This is a genomic window from Erwinia persicina (genome assembly GCF_019844095.1).
GTDB classification, from domain to species: domain Bacteria; phylum Pseudomonadota; class Gammaproteobacteria; order Enterobacterales; family Enterobacteriaceae; genus Erwinia; species Erwinia persicina.
Map to the genome: position 1 here is coordinate 1,855,392 of NZ_CP082141.1, position 18,537 is coordinate 1,873,928.

At 61.2% G+C, this 18,537-nt stretch carries 15 protein-coding genes; all 15 read left to right on the plus strand.

Annotation, left to right across the window (positions count from 1 at the left end; genetic code table 11):
• Positions 1–33 precede the first annotated feature (33 nt).
• Positions 34–1,242, plus strand: a complete 1,209-nt coding sequence (locus K6L24_RS08275) for an MFS transporter (RefSeq protein WP_222682167.1) — start codon at positions 34–36, stop codon at positions 1,240–1,242.
• Between the two features lie 177 nt (positions 1,243–1,419).
• Positions 1,420–2,877 (plus strand): NAD-dependent succinate-semialdehyde dehydrogenase, encoded by a 1,458-nt coding sequence (locus tag K6L24_RS08280; RefSeq protein WP_222682168.1) that lies wholly within the window; start codon positions 1,420–1,422, stop codon positions 2,875–2,877.
• 467 nt (positions 2,878–3,344) lie between these two features.
• Entirely contained in the window at positions 3,345–4,814 is a 1,470-nt protein-coding gene (locus tag K6L24_RS08285; RefSeq protein ID WP_118663831.1) for an aldehyde dehydrogenase family protein, read from the plus strand.
• Between the two features lie 42 nt (positions 4,815–4,856).
• A complete protein-coding gene (locus K6L24_RS08290; protein ID WP_062742688.1) occupies positions 4,857–5,525 on the plus strand; it encodes a haloacid dehalogenase type II in 669 nt (222 codons plus the stop codon).
• Between the two features lie 18 nt (positions 5,526–5,543).
• Positions 5,544–6,821, plus strand: coding sequence for an NAD(P)/FAD-dependent oxidoreductase (locus tag K6L24_RS08295; RefSeq protein WP_062742687.1), 1,278 nt, complete (start codon positions 5,544–5,546; stop codon positions 6,819–6,821).
• A gap of 139 nt (positions 6,822–6,960) precedes the next feature.
• The gene (locus K6L24_RS08300) at positions 6,961–8,565 is read left to right on the plus strand and encodes an ABC transporter substrate-binding protein (protein WP_062743081.1); all 1,605 of its coding nucleotides are present in this window, start codon (positions 6,961–6,963) and stop codon (positions 8,563–8,565) included.
• 29 nt (positions 8,566–8,594) lie between these two features.
• On the plus strand, positions 8,595–9,548 hold the full coding sequence (locus K6L24_RS08305) for an ABC transporter permease (protein WP_062742686.1): 954 nt from the start codon (positions 8,595–8,597) through the stop codon (positions 9,546–9,548).
• Positions 9,548–10,402 carry an ABC transporter permease gene (locus K6L24_RS08310; RefSeq protein WP_062742685.1) on the plus strand — a complete coding sequence of 285 codons (855 nt, stop codon included), beginning with the start codon at positions 9,548–9,550 and terminating at the stop codon, positions 10,400–10,402. Before K6L24_RS08305 ends, K6L24_RS08310 begins: the two co-directional genes overlap by 1 nt.
• A complete protein-coding gene (locus tag K6L24_RS08315) occupies positions 10,399–12,063 on the plus strand; it encodes an ABC transporter ATP-binding protein (protein WP_187510149.1) in 1,665 nt (554 codons plus the stop codon). The genes K6L24_RS08310 and K6L24_RS08315 overlap by 4 nt, the downstream gene beginning before the upstream one ends.
• 96 nt (positions 12,064–12,159) lie before the next feature.
• On the plus strand, positions 12,160–13,491 hold the full coding sequence (locus K6L24_RS08320) for an NAD(P)/FAD-dependent oxidoreductase (protein WP_137269313.1): 1,332 nt from the start codon (positions 12,160–12,162) through the stop codon (positions 13,489–13,491).
• A gap of 9 nt (positions 13,492–13,500) precedes the next feature.
• Complete coding sequence (locus tag K6L24_RS08325; RefSeq protein WP_187510151.1) at positions 13,501–14,349, plus strand: GNAT family N-acetyltransferase; 849 nt, start codon at positions 13,501–13,503, stop codon at positions 14,347–14,349.
• A complete protein-coding gene (locus tag K6L24_RS08330; protein WP_222682169.1) occupies positions 14,349–15,275 on the plus strand; it encodes a 2-hydroxyacid dehydrogenase in 927 nt (308 codons plus the stop codon). The genes K6L24_RS08325 and K6L24_RS08330 overlap by 1 nt, the downstream gene beginning before the upstream one ends.
• 1 nt (position 15,276) lies before the next feature.
• The gene (locus tag K6L24_RS08335; protein WP_222682170.1) at positions 15,277–16,410 is read left to right on the plus strand and encodes a M20 aminoacylase family protein; all 1,134 of its coding nucleotides are present in this window, start codon (positions 15,277–15,279) and stop codon (positions 16,408–16,410) included.
• Between the two features lie 138 nt (positions 16,411–16,548).
• Positions 16,549–17,865 carry a 4-aminobutyrate--2-oxoglutarate transaminase gene (gene gabT, locus K6L24_RS08340; RefSeq protein WP_062742679.1) on the plus strand — a complete coding sequence of 439 codons (1,317 nt, stop codon included), beginning with the start codon at positions 16,549–16,551 and terminating at the stop codon, positions 17,863–17,865.
• A 131-nt stretch (positions 17,866–17,996) separates the two neighbouring features.
• Positions 17,997–18,503 carry an Lrp/AsnC family transcriptional regulator gene (locus K6L24_RS08345; RefSeq protein WP_062742678.1) on the plus strand — a complete coding sequence of 169 codons (507 nt, stop codon included), beginning with the start codon at positions 17,997–17,999 and terminating at the stop codon, positions 18,501–18,503.
• Positions 18,504–18,537: the final 34 nt, after the last annotated feature.

Below are 18,537 nucleotides of genomic sequence, written 5' to 3' on the forward strand. Positions count from 1 at the left end.
AGCTCCGGGTACCTTTATCCGGGAGCTTAAGCCATGACTTCATCTCTTCCCCGTTCTTCCTCCGGCCCGCTGTGGGCGCTGGCCTTCAGTATGCTGATCTCCTCAATGGGCAGCAGTATTGCCAATGTCGGCCTGCCGACGCTGGCAACGGCGTTTAACGCCTCTTTTTCGCAGATGCAGTGGGTGGTGCTGGCGTATCTGCTGGCCGTCACTGCCTCAGTGCTGGCGATGGGCTGGCTGGGCGACCGGTTCGGACGACAGCGGCTGCTCGGCTATGGCGTGCTGCTGTTCAGTGTGGCATCGCTGGGCTGCGGCCTGGCCACCCACATCGGCTGGCTGATTGCGGCGCGGGTTGTGCAGGGCCTGGGCGGCGCGATGATGATGGCGAATACCCTGGCGCTGGCGATCCAGGTATTGCCTGCCGACCGGACCGGGCGCGCCATGGGGCTGCTGGGCACCGTCTCAGCCATCGGCACGGCGCTGGGCCCCGCGCTGGGCGGCCTGCTGATTGCCGCTGCGGGCTGGCAGGCGCTGTTTCTGATTAACCTGCCGCTTGGGCTGCTGGCCTGGGGGCTGATCCAGCATTCTCTGCCGCCAGCCGTTACCAGCGTAACGGCTGCCCCTCGCGGTTCGCTGCGGGCGTTGCTGCGTCACGGGGGTCTGACGCACGGGCTGCTGATGAGCATGGCGGTAACGATGGTGATGATGACCACTTTCATCGTCGGGCCGTTTTATCTGAGTCACGGGCTGCACCTCACCCCGCGCCACACCGGCCTGGTGATGGCCGTGGGCCCGCTGGTTGCGGCACTGAGCGGTCTGCCCGCCGGGCGGCTGGTGGACGGCCTGGGCGCTCGCTTTACAACCTCAGCCGGATTAGCGGCCGTGGCGGCGGGGTGCCTGCTGCTGACCGTTCTGCCGCCCGCCGCCGCAACGGCGGGTTATATGGCCGGGCTGATGCTGCTGACGGCGGGCTATGCGCTGTTTCAGGCAGCGAATAATACCGCTTTGCTGAAAGGGGCCGATCCGGCGCGGCGCGGTCTGGTCTCGGGGCTGATGAATCTGGCACGTAATCTGGGCTTTATTGCCGGTGCCGCACTGATGGCGGCCGTCTATGCCGCCGGGGTGCGCTACGGGCATTATGCGGCGGATCTGGCATCGTCTCATGGCATGCGGGTGACGTTTGGCCTGGCGGCAGGGATGGTGATGATGGCATTTCTCCTTTCGCGCAGGGTCGGGCGCTGACCGCCGGGGCTCTGTTTTTGCCCCTGGATGCAGCGCAAACCCGTCCTCATCACCCCGACGGCATAAAATTTCGTATCCTGCCGCAATTCACGCGCCGCCGCGCATCGGCCTGAGCGATAACGCAGCATTGCCTGCGCCTCCTCCGCTACAGTGAAATGAATCGATTAAGGAGACGCTATGCTCGCAAAACGTTTACAGGATGCCACTCTGCTGCGCCAGCAGGCCTATTTTAACGGGCAGTGGCAGGAGGCTTTTAACGGTGAAACCCTGCCGGTGATTAACCCCTCTACCGGCGAGGTGCTGTGTACCATTCCCTCGCTCGGTGCGGCAGAAACAGAACAGGCGATTGCCTTTGCCGATGCCGCCCGCCAAAGCTGGGCGAAAATGCCTAACGCCGGGCGCGCGCAGTTGCTGGAAAAGTGGCACCAGCTGATCCAGGACAACGCGGAGGATCTGGCGATTATCATGACTGCCGAGCAGGGCAAACCGCTGGCGGAAGCCCGTGGAGAGGTGCTGTACGGTGCAGGGTTCGTCAAATGGTTTGCGGAAGAAGCCCGGCGCATCTACGGCGATACCATTCCGGCCCCCAGCGACGACCGCCGCATTCTGGTGCTGAAACAGCCGGTGGGCGTGGCGGCGGCGATTACCCCGTGGAACTTCCCGATTGCGATGATCACCCGCAAAGTCGCCCCGGCGCTGGCGGCGGGCTGTCCGATCATTGTTAAACCCTCAGAGCTGACGCCGCTGTCGGCGCTGGCGCTGGTGGAGCTGGCCCGGCGGGCGGGCATCCCGGCGGGCGTACTGCAGGTGGTGACCGGGTTGCCGAAGGCCATCGGGGAAACCCTGACCGCCAGCCGCACGGTGCGCAAAATCTCCTTTACCGGCTCAACGCGTATTGGCCAGCTGCTGATGCAGCAGAGCGCCGACAGCATTAAGCGCCTCAGCCTGGAGCTGGGCGGGAATGCGCCGCTGATTGTCTTTGATGATGCCGACCTGGAGATTGCCATCAGCGGAGTGATGATGAGCAAGTTCCGCAACGCCGGGCAGACCTGCGTCTGCGCCAACCGCATCCTGGTGCAGCGCAACATCTACCCGCGCTTTGCCGAACGCCTGCTGGCGGAAGTGGCAAAGCTGAAGGTTGGCGACGGCTTTACGGAGGGCAGCACCATCGGGCCGCTGATCAACCAGGCGGCGGTGACTAAGGTGAATAGTCATATAGAAGACGCGCTCAGCCACGGCGCGGAGCTGCTGGCGGGCGGTATCAGCAGCGGCAACGGCACCTTTGTTGCGCCAACGGTACTGGGCGGCGTCACCCGCGCGATGCGCATTGCCCACGAAGAGACATTCGGGCCGGTGGCACCGCTGTTTATCTTCGATACCGAAGAGGAAGCCATCGCCATGGCCAATGACACCCCGTTTGGCCTGGGGGCGTATTTCTTCACCGAAAATATCCGTCGTGCGTGGCGGGTGGGCGAGGCGCTGGAGTTTGGCATGGTTGGCTTTAATACCGGGTCGGTTTCGCTGGAAGTGGCGCCTTTCGGTGGGATTAAATTATCCGGCGTCGGGCGGGAAGGTTCGCGCTACGGCATCGAAGAGTATCTGGAATCAAAAGCCTTCCATTTCGGCAGTCTTTAACCTGTCCGTTTTCGTTCCGGCCGCAGGCGCACTGCCTGCATTTATTCACCCGGTCACTGAGTTGAGTTATCTGCGTGTCCGGGGAGCCTTTCCCTTACCGCCATGCGAATTATTTTGAGTAAGAATGACCGTTAATCGTTAAAAAAGGCCCGCGACCTGAAAAGGTGCGGGCCTTTTTTTATCCGTAATACCGACACTTAACGCAAAGTGAATACCGTCACCGCGCTTATTTGGTGCAAGTTTAGTACCGGATTCACCGCTGTGGTGCGTTTATTTTGTGATGAAAATCATCTATTTACTCAGTCGGTTTATCTGTCATAAAACACTCGCCATTACGGCAGAAAATTTTTTTGCACCCGCTTTTACGCATTATTATTTTTTTGCACGGGTGGCATACTTTCTGCATTGCTTAATACAAATGAAATAACTCAGACCAAATAGTTCTGGTCAACATTAAGGGTCCGTACATGCTCAGTTTCGATCCCGATAAAATAGTGTTACCGGCAGGACATTTCATTAATGGTCAGCATCTGACCGGCAATGGAACGGTATTAACCGTTAACCGTCCGTCCGACGGCCAGCGTGCCGCCGACCTGTTTGAAGCGGATGCCGCGCTGGTGGATGATGCCGTGACCCGTGCCGATCTGGCGGTGCGCGACAGCGGCTGGGCATCGTGCCCGCCGCGCCAGCGTGGCGCGGTACTGCATCGCTGGGCCGACCTGATTGCCGCCGACCCCTTACTGGCGCAGCTGGAGTCACTGGGCTCAACCCGACCGATTTACGACGTGGTCAACCACGAGATCCCCTTTACCGCTGAAGCCATCCGCTTCTATGCCGAGTGCGCTGACAAATACAGTGGCGATGTATTACCGACCCGCGATGCCAGCCTGGGAATGCTGGTGCCGGAGCCATATGGCGTGATCGGGGCTATCACGCCGTGGAATTTCCCGCTGTCGATGGCGTCGTGGAAATGTGGCCCGGCGCTGGCAGCCGGTAATGCCGTGGTGCTGAAACCTTCGGAGCTGACGCCGTTTTCTACCGTGCGGATGGCCGAGCTGGCAATCCAGGCCGGCCTGCCCGCCGGGGTACTGAATATTATCCAGGGGAGCGGGGCGGTCACCGGCAGTGCGCTGGTGGCACATCCGCTGGTGCGCAAAGTCTCTTTCACCGGGTCCACCGCCACCGGGGCACGCATTATGAGCGACGCCGCCTTCAACGGCATGAAGCCGGTGACGCTGGAACTGGGCGGTAAAAGCCCGCAGCTGGTGTTTGATGACTGCGGTGATATTGATGACGTCGCCGGGCGGATCCTGCGCGGCTTCACCGCCAACGGCGGCCAGGCCTGCGTCGCCGGCACCCGTCTGATTGTTCAGCGTGGCATTCACGACGCGCTGATGAGCAAACTGATTGAACTGTGCCAGGGGTTCCGTGCTGGCGTGACCTGGGACGAAGCCAGCCGCTATGCGCCGATGATTGACCGCCGGCAGGCGGAAAAAGTGGCCTCGGTGGTCTCCAGCGCCCGTCAGCAGGGGGCAGAAGTGCTGGTCGGCGGCGAGCGCTTTGCGGATACCGGGGAGGGCTACTTCTGGCAGCCGACACTGCTGGCGGTGAGCGGCCATGACAATCCGGCAGTGCAGGAAGAGATCTTCGGCCCGGTGCTCACCGTACAGATTTTTGACGAAGAGGCTGAAGGGCTGGCGCTGGCTTCCCACCCGACCTACGGCCTGTGCGCCGGGGTGCATACCAAAAATATCGACCGCGCCCTGCGCGCGATGCGCGGCATTGCGGCCGGGACGGTGTGGATCAACCGTTACGGGCGCTCCGGCGACTTTATTATCCCCACCGGGGGCTTCCACGGCTCCGGCATCGGCAAAGATCTGGGTCGTCAGGCTTTCGAGGCCTGCCAGCGCTACAAAAGCGTGCTGATCGACTTCTGAACCCCGTTTCATCCTTAAACCGAACTCTGTAGAGGTAGCGCAATGGCTGTGTTTAAACCGAAATACATCACCTTCGACTGTTACGGCACGCTGATCAACTTCGACATGGCCGGTGCTGCTGCCGCCATCTTCGCTGACCGCGTCAGTCCGGCGCAGATGCTGGCGTTCACCAATGACTTTTCAAGCTATCGCCTGGACGAAGTGCTGGGGGCATTCAAGCTTTATCCGCAGGTGGTGGCCAGTGCGCTGTACCGCACCTGTAACAAATGGGGCGTGGAGTGTACGGAGGCCGACTGCGCGGCGGTGATGACCGCCTGCGCCACCTGGGGCCCGCACCCTGATGTGCCTGCCGGCCTGGCGGTGGTGGCCAGAGAATTTCCCCTGGTGCTGCTGACTAACTCGACCGATGAGCTGATCAAAAACCATGTTCCGCGCCTGGGCGCACCGATCCATATGACCATTACGGCGGAAGAGGTGGGGGCCTACAAGCCGCAGATGAAGGGCTTCGAGTACATGCTCAACAAGCTGAACTGTGGCCCGGAGGAGATCCTGCACGTCTCCAGCAGCCTGCGATACGACCTGATGACCGCCTATGACCTGGGCATCAAAAACAAGGTCTACGTTAACCGTGGTCACGGTCCGGGCAACCCGGCCTATGAGTATACCGAGATCAGCGGTATCGGTGGTCTTCCGGGCGTTGTCGGGCTGTAAGCCGCAGAGGAGCAGGGCATGAAACTGGAATCATTCTGGCAGGCAACGGCCCCGGTATTCACCGGGGCAACCCCCGGAGACCTGCCAGCCACCGCAGATGTGGTGGTGATTGGCGGCGGCTTTACCGGCATCTCTGCCGCACTCAGTCTTGCCCGCAGCGGCGTCAACGTGGTGGTGCTGGAAGCGGGTGAGGTCATGAGCCAGGCCTCCGGGCGCAACGGCGGTCACTGTAATACCGGGGTGGCACAGAACTTCGCCGCGATGGTGGAGTCCCAGGGCGTCGAACAGGCTACCCGCTACTACCGGGCCTTTGCCGATGCGGTGGACTACGTGCAGGGCGTGGTCGCCAGCGAGCAGATCGACTGTGATTTCCGCCGCTGCGGCAAGCTGAAACTGGCCAGCAAGGCGTCACATCTGCCGTCGCTGGTGGCGGCATGCGAGATGATGAAACGCCACGTTGACCCGGACGTGGAAATCCTTAGCGCGGATGAAGTGAAACGTGAGATTGACTCGCCGCAGTTCCACGGTGCGCTGTTACAGCATCACGGCGGTCAGATGCACATGGGTAAGTTTGGCGTCGGCCTGGCGGAAGCCGCAGCCCGTGCCGGTGCGGCCATCTATCCGCACCGGGCAGTCACCGGTCTGACGCGGCTTAACGGCTACCGCCACCGGGTCAGCACCGCGAAGGGCGATATCGTCGCCGAAAAAGTGCTGATGGCCACCGGCTGCTCGAATAGCGGCCCGTTTGAGTGGTTCCAGCGGCGCATTATCCCGGTGGGCAGCTTTGTGGTGGTGACGGAACCGCTGGAAGCCGGTCTGCTCAACCGTTTACTGCCGGGTGACCGCACCTATGTCACCTCGCTGAACCTGGGCAACTATCTGCGCACCACCGCCGACCGTCGTCTGGTGTTTGGCGGCCGCGCCCGCTTTGCCATCAGCAACCCGACGTCGGATGCGAAAAGTGGCGAAGTACTGAAGGCGGGGATGCAGGCCATGTTCCCGGCGCTGGGTAACGTTGCCATCGATTACTGCTGGGGGGGACTGGTGGATATGACCGCTGACCGACTGCCCCATGCCGGTGAACAGGACGGGGTGTTTTACTCGCTGGGCTACAGCGGGCACGGCACCCAGATGTCCGTGTGGATGGGCCGGGTGATGGCCGATCTGATAGCAGAAAAAAGTAACGACAACCCGTGGCAGCGCAACAGCTGGCCAGCGGTTCCCGGCTACTTCGGTAAGCCCTGGTTCCTGCCGGTAGCGGGGCTTTACTACAAAGCCAAAGATAAATTTTCCTGATCCCCGCCATTCTTCGGGCCACCGACACGCTGGCTTTCACCACGGGCTGGCAACGGCTCGCGGGGATCCGCTACGTTGCCGTTCTGCGGCGGCCCCAATGATTCAGGGGATCGCTGATTTCAACATCGAGGGTATGCAAATGAGTAAATTTCGCAAAGAATTTAGCCGTGTTAACCCGAATTTGACCCAGGCGATAACGGATGTTGCCATTTCCCGACGCGGCATGATGAAGCTGCTGTCCGCCGGCGCGGTAATGAGCACCGGCCTGATTGGTTTCCCGGAGTTCAGCTTCGCTGCGGAAACGCCGGTCAAGGGGGGCAAACTGCGTGCTGCGGTCGCCAACGCCTCGGCCAGTGATACCCTCGACCCGGCGAAAGGCAGCAACAGTGGCGACTACTGCCGTCAGTTTATGTTCTACAGCGGCCTGATGGAGCTGGATAAAGACCTGAAGGCGCAGCCCGCGCTGGCAGAATCGATGACCAGCAGCGACGGTCTGGTCTGGCAGGTGAAGCTGCGTCCCGGCGTCACCTTCCACGACGGTAAAGCACTGACTGCCGCCGACGTGGTCTACTCCCTCAGCCGCCACAAAGACCCGGCGGTGGCCTCAACGGTCATCACCCTCGCCAGCCAGATGAAAGAGATCAAGGCGGTGAGCCCGGGGGAAGTGCAGATCACGTTAGATCAGCCTAACGTCGACCTGCCGTCGATTCTGGCCACCAGCTCTTTCCTGATCGTGCAGGACGGCACCAAAGACTTCAGTAAAGCGATTGGCACCGGGCCGTTTGTGCTGACCTCATTCCAGCCGGGCGTACGCACCGTCGGCAGCAAAAACAAAAATTACTACAAACCGGGCCTGCCTCACCTTGATGAAGTGGAGCTGATGGGGGTGACGGATCCTGCGGCACGCGTCAACGCCCTGATGTCCGGCGACCTGCATATGGTGTCCACGCTCTCCGCCAATGACGTTAAACGCCTGCGGCAGAACGGCAAATTTACCATCATGGAGAGCAAATCAGGCATGTACAGCGACCTGATTATCCGTACTGACCGTGCGCCGGGTAACCACCCGGACTTCGTGCTGGCAATGAAATATCTGCAGCCGCGCGAGATGATCGTCAAGACCGTGCTGCAGGGCTTCGGGGATATCGGTAACGACACGCCGGTGCCGCCGTGGCATCCGATGTTTAACAAGGATCTGCCGCAGCGTCCGCTGGATCTCGATAAGGCGAAGTTTCACCTGAAGAAGGCCAATATGGTCGGCGCGAAAATAGAAGTGATCACCACGCCGAACATCGAAGGGGCCGTTGAGGGCGGCCAGCTGCTACAGCAGATTGCCCGCTCTGCCGGTCTTAACGTGGCGGTACGCCGCGTGCCGTATGACGGTTACTGGTCGGCCCACTGGATGAAAGATCCCATCGGTTACGGTTCGGTCAACCCGCGTCCGACGCTGGATATGCTGTTCTCCCAGTTCTATTACTCCACCGCATCCTGGAACGAATCGGGATGGAAAAATGCCCAGTTCGACCAGCTGGTCACCGCCGCCCGGGGTGAAAGCGACCAGGCAAAACGCAAGCAGATGTATGGCGACATGCAGAAGCTGGTGTACGACAACTGCGGCACGCTGATCCCGGCCTTTATCAGTACGATGGATGGCTGCAGTAACAAAGTGAAAGGGGTAGAAGCGATGCCATCAGGCATGATGATGGGCTATCGCTTCCACGAGTATGCCTGGCTGACGTCGTAAATTTTTAAACTTTCACCAGGAGAATGGCGATGAACAGGTACCTTTTGACACTGATATTCCGGCGCATCGGGTCGGGCATACTGACGCTGCTGATTGTCTCGGCGCTGGTGTTCTTTATCACCAGTATGCTGCCGGGGGACGCCGCACAGATGATCCTCGGCCAGTCCGCGACGCCGGAAACGGTCGCGGCACTGCGCCAGCAGCTCGGCCTCGATCAGCCGCTGGTGATGCGTTACTTCAGCTGGCTGGCCGGCATGTTTCAGGGCGACTTTGGCACCTCGTTCGCCAGTAATCTTCCGGTGACTCAGCTGGTGGCACAGCGTATACCGGCCACCTTCCAGCTCGCCGTCACTACCACCCTGGTGTCGGTGCCGCTGGCGCTGTTTATTGGCATTACCGCGGCCATGAAGCGCGGATCCTTGCTCGATCGTGCGCTGGTGGTCAGCACCATGGCCGTGGTGGCGGTACCGGAGTTTCTCGTTGCCACCGTGGCGGTGATTATCTTCGCGGTCAAACTGCAGTGGGTGCCGGCGATGTCGCTGGGCTCCACCCATCAGGACTTCCTCGGCTTTCTGCGCACCTTTGCCCTGCCGGTGATGACGCTGTGCTGCGTGGTGGTAGCGCAGATGGCAAGGATGACCCGGGCAGCCATCGTCAATCAGATGGACAGCCCGTATCTGGAAATGACCCTGTTAAAAGGCGTCTCGCCGCTGCGTGCCATGCTGCGCCACGCGTTGCCGAATGCCGTGGGGCCGATTGCCAATGCCATCTCACTCAGCCTCTCGTACCTGTTTGGCGGCGTGATCATTATCGAAAGTATCTTCAGTTACCCGGGGCTGGCCAGCCAGATGGTGGATGCGGTCAGCAACCGCGACCTGCCGGTGGTGCAGCTGTGCGTCATGTTCTTCGCCGTCTGCTATCTGGTGCTGCTGCTGGCCGCTGACATTCTGACTATCGCATTCAATCCTAAGTGGAGGGGCTGATGAATCTGTTGACGCTGCCGTGGCGCTTCTTTCAATCGCTCACCATCAGCGGCCGTATCGGCCTGCTGATCACCCTGTTCTGGATCTTTATGGCGGTGTTTGGCACTGCCCTCGCGCCGCACAACCTGGAGGATATCGGCGGCGGTCCGCTGTTTGGTGACTTCAGCCGCGAGTTCTGGTTCGGCACCGACTACCTCGGGCGCGATATTTTCAGCCGTATCCTGTTCGGCGCACGCTACTCCATCGGTCTGGCGCTCACTGCAGCCGTGCTGGCCAGCCTGGTCGGTACGCTGCTGGCGCTGCTGGCGGCCGTCGCCGGGCGCTGGCTGGAAGAGGTGCTGGGGCGCATCAACGACGCCATGCTGGTGCTGCCGGGCAAAATCCTTGCGCTGATGATCGTCGCGGTGTTTGGCTCGTCGCTGCCGATGCTGATTATTACCGCCGTGTTTACCTACTGGCCGGGGGCGTACCGCATTGCCTATGCCATGGCCTCCAGCCTGCGTTCGATGGATTATGTCCAGGCCTCCCGCCTGCGCGGAGAGAGCCGTCTGTACGTGGCGATCCACGATATTCTGCCGAATATGCTGCACCCGATGCTGACCGACTTCGGTCTGCGCTTTGTCTATATCGTGCTGCTGCTCAGTGGTCTGAGCTTCCTCGGGCTGGGCGTGCAGCCGCCTTATGCCGACTGGGGCACCCTGGTGCGCGAAAACTTACAGGGATTATTTGATGGCTCCCCGGCGGTGCTGATGCCGGCGCTGGCGATTGCCAGTCTGACCATCGGGGCCAACCTGTTTATTGACAGCCTGCAGTCGATGCGTTCCTTAACCGTGGTTGCTAAGGGGGTTGCATGAATATTACGCCACATGCGTCTACGCCGGTGGTCTCCGTCGATGGCCTGCGGGTCACTGCGCAGGCCGATGACGGGCGCGAAATTGCGCTGGTCTCCGACATTCACTTCACCGTGCAGAAGGGGGAAGTGCTGGCCCTGATTGGCGAGTCCGGTTCCGGCAAAACCACCATCGCCCTGGCGCTGATGGGCTATGCCCGCCACGGCTGTCAGATTGCCGGGGGCACCGTCCACCTTGCCGGAACGGACGTCACCTCGCTGACGCCGTCACAGCTGTGTCAGTTCCGCGGCAATAAAGTGGCCTATATCGCCCAGAGTGCCGCGGCCTCTTTCAACCCGGCGATGAAGATCATGGACCAGGTGGTGGAGCCGGTGGTGATCCACGGCGTGATGAACCGCGCCGATGCGGAAACCAAGGCCATTGAGCTGTTCCGCGAGCTGGCGCTGCCCAACCCGGAAACCATCGGTGACCGCTATCCGCACCAGGTGTCCGGCGGCCAGCTCCAGCGTCTGATGACCGCCATGGCGCTGATCAGCGACCCGGAGGTGGTGATCCTCGATGAACCGACCACTGCCCTGGATGTCACCACCCAGGTCGAAGTGCTGAAAGCCTTTCGCCGCGTGGTACGCCAGCGCGGCACCACCGCCATCTACGTCAGCCATGACCTGGCGGTAGTGGCGCAGATGGCGGATAAAATCCTCGTGCTGCTGAAGGGGGCCATTGCGGAATACGGCACCACCGAACAGCTGCTGCGCGCACCGAAAGCGGAGTACAGCCATCTGCTGCTGGAAGCGGCCAGGCAGAAACCGCGACCGAGTCCGTGGCAGGCTCCGGATGACAGCGTGCAGCCGCTGCTGCAGGTGCGCGACCTGTCGGCCGGTTACGGCCCGCTGGACAGTGACGGCCAGCCGAAAATTAAGATCCTGCAGGATATTAACTTCAGCCTGTATCGCGGCCAGGCCATTGGTATTATCGGGGAGTCCGGCTCGGGTAAAACCACGCTGGCCCACGCCATCGCCGGGATGAACAAACCGTGCAGCGGCCATCTTCTGTTTAACGGTCACTACATTGCCGGGGATATGCATCAACGCCCGGAAAACGAACTGCGCCGCATCCAGTATGTGTTCCAGATGGCGGATACCGCCCTGAACCCGGCGCACAGTATTGAAACCATTCTTAAGCGTCCGCTGAAGCTGTTTCACGGTCTGCGCGGTCAGGCGCTGGAGCGGCGCATGCTGCAACTGCTCGATCTGGTGCGCCTGCCGCGCAGCGTGCTGTGGCGTAAGCCCTGGTCGCTGTCCGGGGGGCAGAAGCAGCGCGTCAATCTGGCCCGTGCGCTGGCGGCCGAGCCGGACCTGATCCTCTGTGATGAGGTGACTTCGGCGCTGGATACCGTGGTGGCGGCGGCGGTGCTGGATCTGATCACCGAACTGCGCCGCGAGCTGGGCCTGTCGGTGCTGTTTATCAGCCATGACCTGCATGCGGTGCGTTCGGTGTGTGACGAGATTATTGTGGTGAAAAATGGCCGGATGGTCACCCAGGTCGCGCGCGCCGACTACGACAAGCCTTCCACCGAGCTGTACTATGAGCGGCTGAAACGCGCCGTGCCGGAGCTGCGTCAGGGCTGGCTGGATGAACACGAAGAGAGCGATATCGCCTTGTAAGACGGGGCGACCGGCAGTGCCGCAGTCGCTGATTGATGAAGGGGCGGACGCTTTTTTCCGGTCTGCCCGTCACACTATTTTCAGGTAAGGAACAACATGCCCGCACCCATTCGATATGTACAGGACAGCCCGCATTTTCCGCCTGCGGCCGATGTGGTGGTCATTGGCGCCGGCATTGCCGGGGCCGCTGCTGCCTATGAACTGGCGAAAAAAGGCGTCAGCGTGGTGCTGATTGAAAAGGGCCTGGTCAGCGGCGAACAGTCAAGCCGCAACTGGGGCTGGTGCCGTCAGCAGAATCGCGACGAGCGCGAGCTGCCGTTAATCAAATACGCGCTGCAACGCTGGGGGGAACTGGGGGCGGAAACCGGGGAAGAGCTGGGCTTCCGCCGCAGCGGCCTGGTGTACGCCACCCAGAACCAGGACGACATCAACGCCTGGGAAGCCTGGAATAAGATGGCCAGAGGCTATGACTTCCACAGTGAGATCCTCACGGCGGAGCGGGCCAGGGCGATGACGCCGGGCAGCACCAGCGCATGGCTGGGGGGCGTATCCTCGCCGACTGACGGACACGCCGAGCCTTCACTGGCGGCACCGGGCCTGGCGATTGCCGCCCAGCGGCTGGGCGCGATGGTGTTTCAGCAGTGCGCGGTGCGCGGGCTGGATATTTCCGCCGGCCGCGTCAGCGGCGTGCTCACCGAACGGGGGCTAATCAAAACCAGCAGTGTGATCTGCGCAGGCGGCACCTGGACCTCCATGTTTTGCCGCCGTCACGGTATCGATCTGCCTCTCGGCAACGTCATTGGCACGGCGTTCCGCACCGCGCCCATCGAACAAAAAATTGCTCTGCCGCTGTATACGCCGGGCTTCGCCTGCCGCCCGCAGCTGGACGGCAGTTACACCGTGTCTGTCTCCGGACGGGGCCGCCTGGAACCTGGCCTGCAGGGCCTGCGCTATGCCCGTCAGTTCTGGCCGACTTTTAAGGCGCGGCGTAAAAACCTGAAGATCAACCTCGGCATTGGTCCGTTTATCACCGGGCCGGAAGCATACGCCCACTGGCGTATGGACGGCATCTCACCGTTTGAAAAAGTGCGCATTCTCGACCCGTCGCCGGATATGGCGATGGTGGAGGAGGGGCTGAGTGCCATGCGTAAAGAGTTCCCGTCGATGGAGAAGGTGCGTCTGGAGCAGGCCTGGGGCGGAATGATCGACAGCACCGCCGATGCCGTGCCGGTGATCTCCCCGGTCGGCAAACTGCCCGGCCTGGTGCTGTCCGCTGGTTACAGCGCCCACGGTTTTGGCATTGGCCCCGGAGCCGGGCGGCTGGCCGCTGATCTTGCCACGAAAGATACCCCGATTGTTGATCCGACGCCGTTCCGCTACGAACGGCTGATCGACGGTTCCGGCCTTGATGCGCCGGGAATGATGTAAGGAGCCGAAATGACGATTGAATTTGTTGCGATGAACGAAACCCATCTGGATGCCGCCTTTGCCCTGACGCAGCAGGTGAAATGGCCGCACCGCCGTGCCGACTGGCAGCAGGCGCTGCGGCTGGGCGAAGGCCTGGTGGCCGTGGAGAAGGGCGAGGTGATTGGCACCGCGCTACGCTGGCGCTGGGGGCGTGATTACGCCACCCTCGGGCTGGTGATTGTCAGCGGGGACCAGCAGGGGCGCGGCATTGGCAGAGATCTGATGCAGCAGACGCTGGCGAAGCTGGAGGGGAGCCACGTGCGGCTGCACGCGACGGAGGCGGGTAAACCGCTGTATGAAAAGCTGGGCTTTGTCGCCACCGGCCACGTTGAGCAGCATCAGTGCCGGGAGCTGGCGGCGGTCTCCGCCATTGCCTGTGGGCCGCAGCAACAGCTGCGCAGCGCCAGCGTGCAGGATGCCGCGCTGCTGACCGCGCTGGATCGTCAGGCGCTGGGGCAGCACCGCCCGCTGCTGATCGCCAACCTGCTCGACAGCGCAGAGCGTTTTCTGGTGCTGGAAGAGAACGGTACGGCCGCCGGCTTTGCCTGCCTGCGCCGCTTCGGTCACGGCTATGCGATTGGCCCGGTCATCGCACGCAGCCCGGGAAATGCGAAGCTTCTGGTCAGCCAGCTGTTAAGTGAGGTCAGCGGTCAGTTTGTGCGCATCGACACCGATCGCTCGGCGGGGATGGGGCCGTGGCTCACCGGGCTGGGCCTGGTGGAAGTGGATACCCCGGTCACCATGTACAAAGGCGAGCCGTGGCAGCCTGAAACCGGCGGAATGCAGGCATTCGCCCTGATGAGCCAGGCGCTGGCCTGATGAACATTGTCTATAAGTCTGAGCCCGAACGTGGGAAAAAATGGGCCGCGCTGGTGGCGGAACGGGCACCCGCTACCCGCTTTCATCTGTGGCCGGACACCGGCAATCCGGAAGAGGTCGGGTACCTGGTGGCGTGGATACCGCCAGATGACATTATGCAGCGGTTTCCCAACCTGAAAGTGCTGTTTTCGGTGGGAGCAGGGGCCGATCAGTTTGACTATGCCAGCCTGCCACCGACGCTGCCGGTGGTGCGGATGATCGAACCGGGCCTGACCCGCGGGATGGTGGAATATGTCACCTTTGCCGTGCTGGGCCTGCACCGTGATATGCCGCGCTATCTGCAACAGCAGCGGGAGGGCCTCTGGCAGGCGCACAGCGTACACACCGCTGCCAGCCGCCGCATAGGCGTGATGGGGCTGGGCACGCTGGGCGAAGCAGTGCTACAGCCGCTGGTGGCCCTGGGCTTTGACTGCGCAGGCTGGAGCCGGTCGCCGCGCGACCTGCCGGGCGTACAGTGCTATGCGGGCCGTGACCGCCTGGGCGAGTTCCTTGCCCGCACCGACATTCTGATTTGCCTGCTGCCGCTCACCGCCAGCACCGAAGGGATGCTCAATGCGGATCTGTTCAGCCAGTTACCCCGTGGGGCGGCGCTGGTGCAGGTCGGGCGCGGCGCGCAGCTGGATCATGACGATTTAATCCGCGCCCTCGACAGCCAGCAGCTGCGGGCAGCGGTGGTGGATGTCACGGCACCGGAACCGCTGCCGCCCGGTCATGCCTTCTGGCAGCATCCGGCCGTCTGGCTGACGCCTCATATCGCCAGCCAGACGCAGCCCGAGAGTGCGGTGGAAGCGCTGCTGGACAATATTCGTCGCTTTGAGCGTGGTGAACCGATGATCGGCGTGGTCGATCGTGAAAAAGGATACTGATATGGATCTTGCCGCATTAGTGGCGCTCCGGCGCGATATTCATCAGCACCCCGAACTGGGTTATCAGGAGCACCGCACCAGCGCGCTGGTGGTTGAGTTTCTCACCCGCCTGGGGCTGGAGGTTCATCAGGGCATCGGTAAAACCGGCGTGGTCGGCGTCCTGAAGCGCGGCAGCAGCACGCGCACGGTTGGCCTGCGCGCCGATATGGACGCGTTGCCGATGGCCGATAACGGCAGTCAGCCGTGGAAGAGCCGTCAGCCCGATGTCTGCCACGCCTGCGGGCATGACGGCCACACCGTTATGCTGCTGGGGGCCGCTCAGGCGCTGGCGGCGGAGAGCCATTTTGACGGAACGGTCTGTTTTATCTTCCAGCCGGCGGAGGAGGGGCTGGCCGGGGCGCAGGCGATGATCGACGACGGCCTGTTTACCCGCTTTCCCTGTGACGCGGTCTATGCCATTCATAACTGGCCGCAGCTGCCGCTGGGCACGGTACAGACCCGGCCAGGGCCGATTATGGCCGCTGGCGATGCCTTCAGTATCACCGTGGAGGGCGGCGGCGGCCATGCTGCCCAGCCGCAGCTGACCGCCGATACGCTGCTGGCCACCAGTGAACTGGTGGTGGCGCTGCATACGATTGTCAGCCGCGATCTGGACCCGTGCGATCCCGCCGTACTGACGGTGACGCGCATTAACGGCGGCTTCTCCCATAATATGATCCCGGCGCAGGCGAGCCTGAGCGGGACGGTACGCACGTTTGATGCTGGCGTGCAGGATCGGATTGAACAGCGCATGCGCGAACTGGCGCAGCATGTCACGGCGTCGCACGGGCTGACGGCGCGGGTGACCTACGATCGTTACTATCCGGCGACCATCAACGGTCAGCATGAAGCCCGGGTGGCGCTGAACGCCGCGCGCCGCGCCGGACTGGAGCATGGCCCCGCGCCCAAACCGGCAATGACCTCGGAAGACTTCTCCTTTATGTTGCAGGCCACACCCGGGGCCTATGTCTGGCTGGGGTCGGCGGAAAGTCGTCCGCTGCATCACTCGGAATATGACTTTAACGATGCGCTGATCCCCTACGGCATCCGCTGGTTCTGCGCGGTGGTGCAGGAATCCCTGCCGGTAAAAATTTAATTCAACGTTTGGGACGAATTACGAAAGTTAATGCTGCCGCCGCCCGTCGAACGGCAGCTTTCCCTGACGGCTTATTGCGATACTTGACCCATGCCCGCTCAGGGCAACTATTCATCTTGACGTCAATGAGGCAAATCAATGCACAATTTACTGGCTGAACAGCAGACATTCTCTGATAACGCCCTGTTTCTGGACGCGCGTGCAGAAAATGTTCCCCGTGGCGTAGTCACCGCACACCCGATTGTGATTGCCAAAGGCAAAGGTTCTGAAGTCTGGGATGTGGAAGGGAATCGTTATTTAGATTTTGTCGGCGGCATTGGCGTATTAAACGTGGGCCATAACCATCCTGCCGTGGTGAATGCTGTCACCGCGCAGCTGCAGCGGGTATCCCATGCCTGTTTTCAGGTAGCCGCTTATCCGGGTTATATCGAGCTGGCCCGGCGTCTGAACGCGCTGATTGGTGCCGGTGAAGAATTTAAAAGTGTGTTTTTCACCAGCGGGGCTGAAGCGGTAGAAAATGCGGTGAAAATTGCCCGCGCACACACCGGTCGTCCTGGCATCATCGCTTTTGACGGTGCGTTTCACGGGCGTACCCTATTAGGCGTGACCTTAACCGGAATGAGCCAGCCCTATAAGCAGAACTTTGGGCCGTTCCCGGGGGATATTTACCGCGTCCCGTTCCCTAACGCCTTCCATCACGTGTCCGAACAGGACTGCCTCAACGCGCTGGAGACGCTGTTCGCCGTGCAGATCCTGCCGGAGCGTGTCGCGGCGATCATCATCGAGCCGGTACAGGGTGACGGTGGCTTCCTGGCGGCGTCGCCGGCCTTTATGCAGGCGCTGCGCGAGATCACCCAGCGTCACGGTATTCTGCTGATCTGCGACGAAGTGCAGACCGGCTTTGGCCGTACCGGCAGGATGTTTGGCTTCCAGCACAGCGGCATCGTGCCGGATCTGGTCACCGTGGCAAAAAGCCTCGGCGGCGGCCTGCCGATTTCTGGCGTGGTCGGCAAAGCAGCAATTATGGATGCGCCAGCGCCGGGCGGGCTGGGCGGCACCTATGGCGGTAACGCACTGGGCTGTGCGGCGGCGCTGGCGGTACTCGATCTGTTTGAGCAGGGCGATCTGCTGGCGCGGTCGAATCAGCTCGGCCAGCAGATGAATGCGCGTCTGCATCAGCTGGCAGAAAAATATGCCTGCATTGGGGAAGTGCGTGGCATTGGCTTTATGCAGGCGGTGGAGATAATCGATTTTGAAAGCAAAAAGCCCGATGCCGCGCTGACGCAGAAGATCCTCGACAGCGCCTGCCAGGAAGGACTGTTGCTGATCAAGTGTGGCCTGCACCGCAATACCGTGCGCTTCCTGGCACCGCTGGTGACCAGTGATTCGCAGCTGGAAGAGGCTCTGCATATCTTTGATATCGCCCTGGCACGCGCCACGGGGCGTTTAGGCTGATAATTCTTCCTCATTGATATTATTACATTTATTGATAATTACGCCCGGATAGCACGCGATGTTAAAATACTGGCGTCTCAGTGATTAAGCGTGCTATACCAGTTGGGTGACGTGAACCAATGAGGGGTCTTATGAACGGCTTAATGAAACTGGACCGTATCGACATTAACATTCTGGTTCAGCTCCAGAAAGATGGCCGTATCAGCAATGTGAACCTGGCCGATGCCGTTGGGCTTTCGCCCAGCCCCTGTCTGCAACGCGTCAAGCGCCTGGAAACCGCGGGTTTTATCACCGGTTATGAGGCGCATATCAATCTGACGAAAATCACCGATTCCGTCACGGTGTTCACCGAAGTGACCCTGTCCGGGCATCGCCGCGAAGATTTCCTGAAGTTTGAGAATGCGATCCGCGAAGTGGATGAGCTGATGGAGTGCCATCTGATCACCGGGGGTTATGACTATCTGCTGCGCTTTATTACCCGCAGTATTGAACACTATCAGGAAGTGATTGAAGGGCTGCTCGATGCCAAAGTGGGCATTGATAAGTACTTCAGTTATATCGTGATCAAGTCCCCCATCATGAAAAGCAGTGTGCCGCTGAGGTCGCTGATTACCCGCCACACCCAGGTCGAGTTTTAATCCCATTTCACGCCCGGGCTGGCCCTTTTTTTCG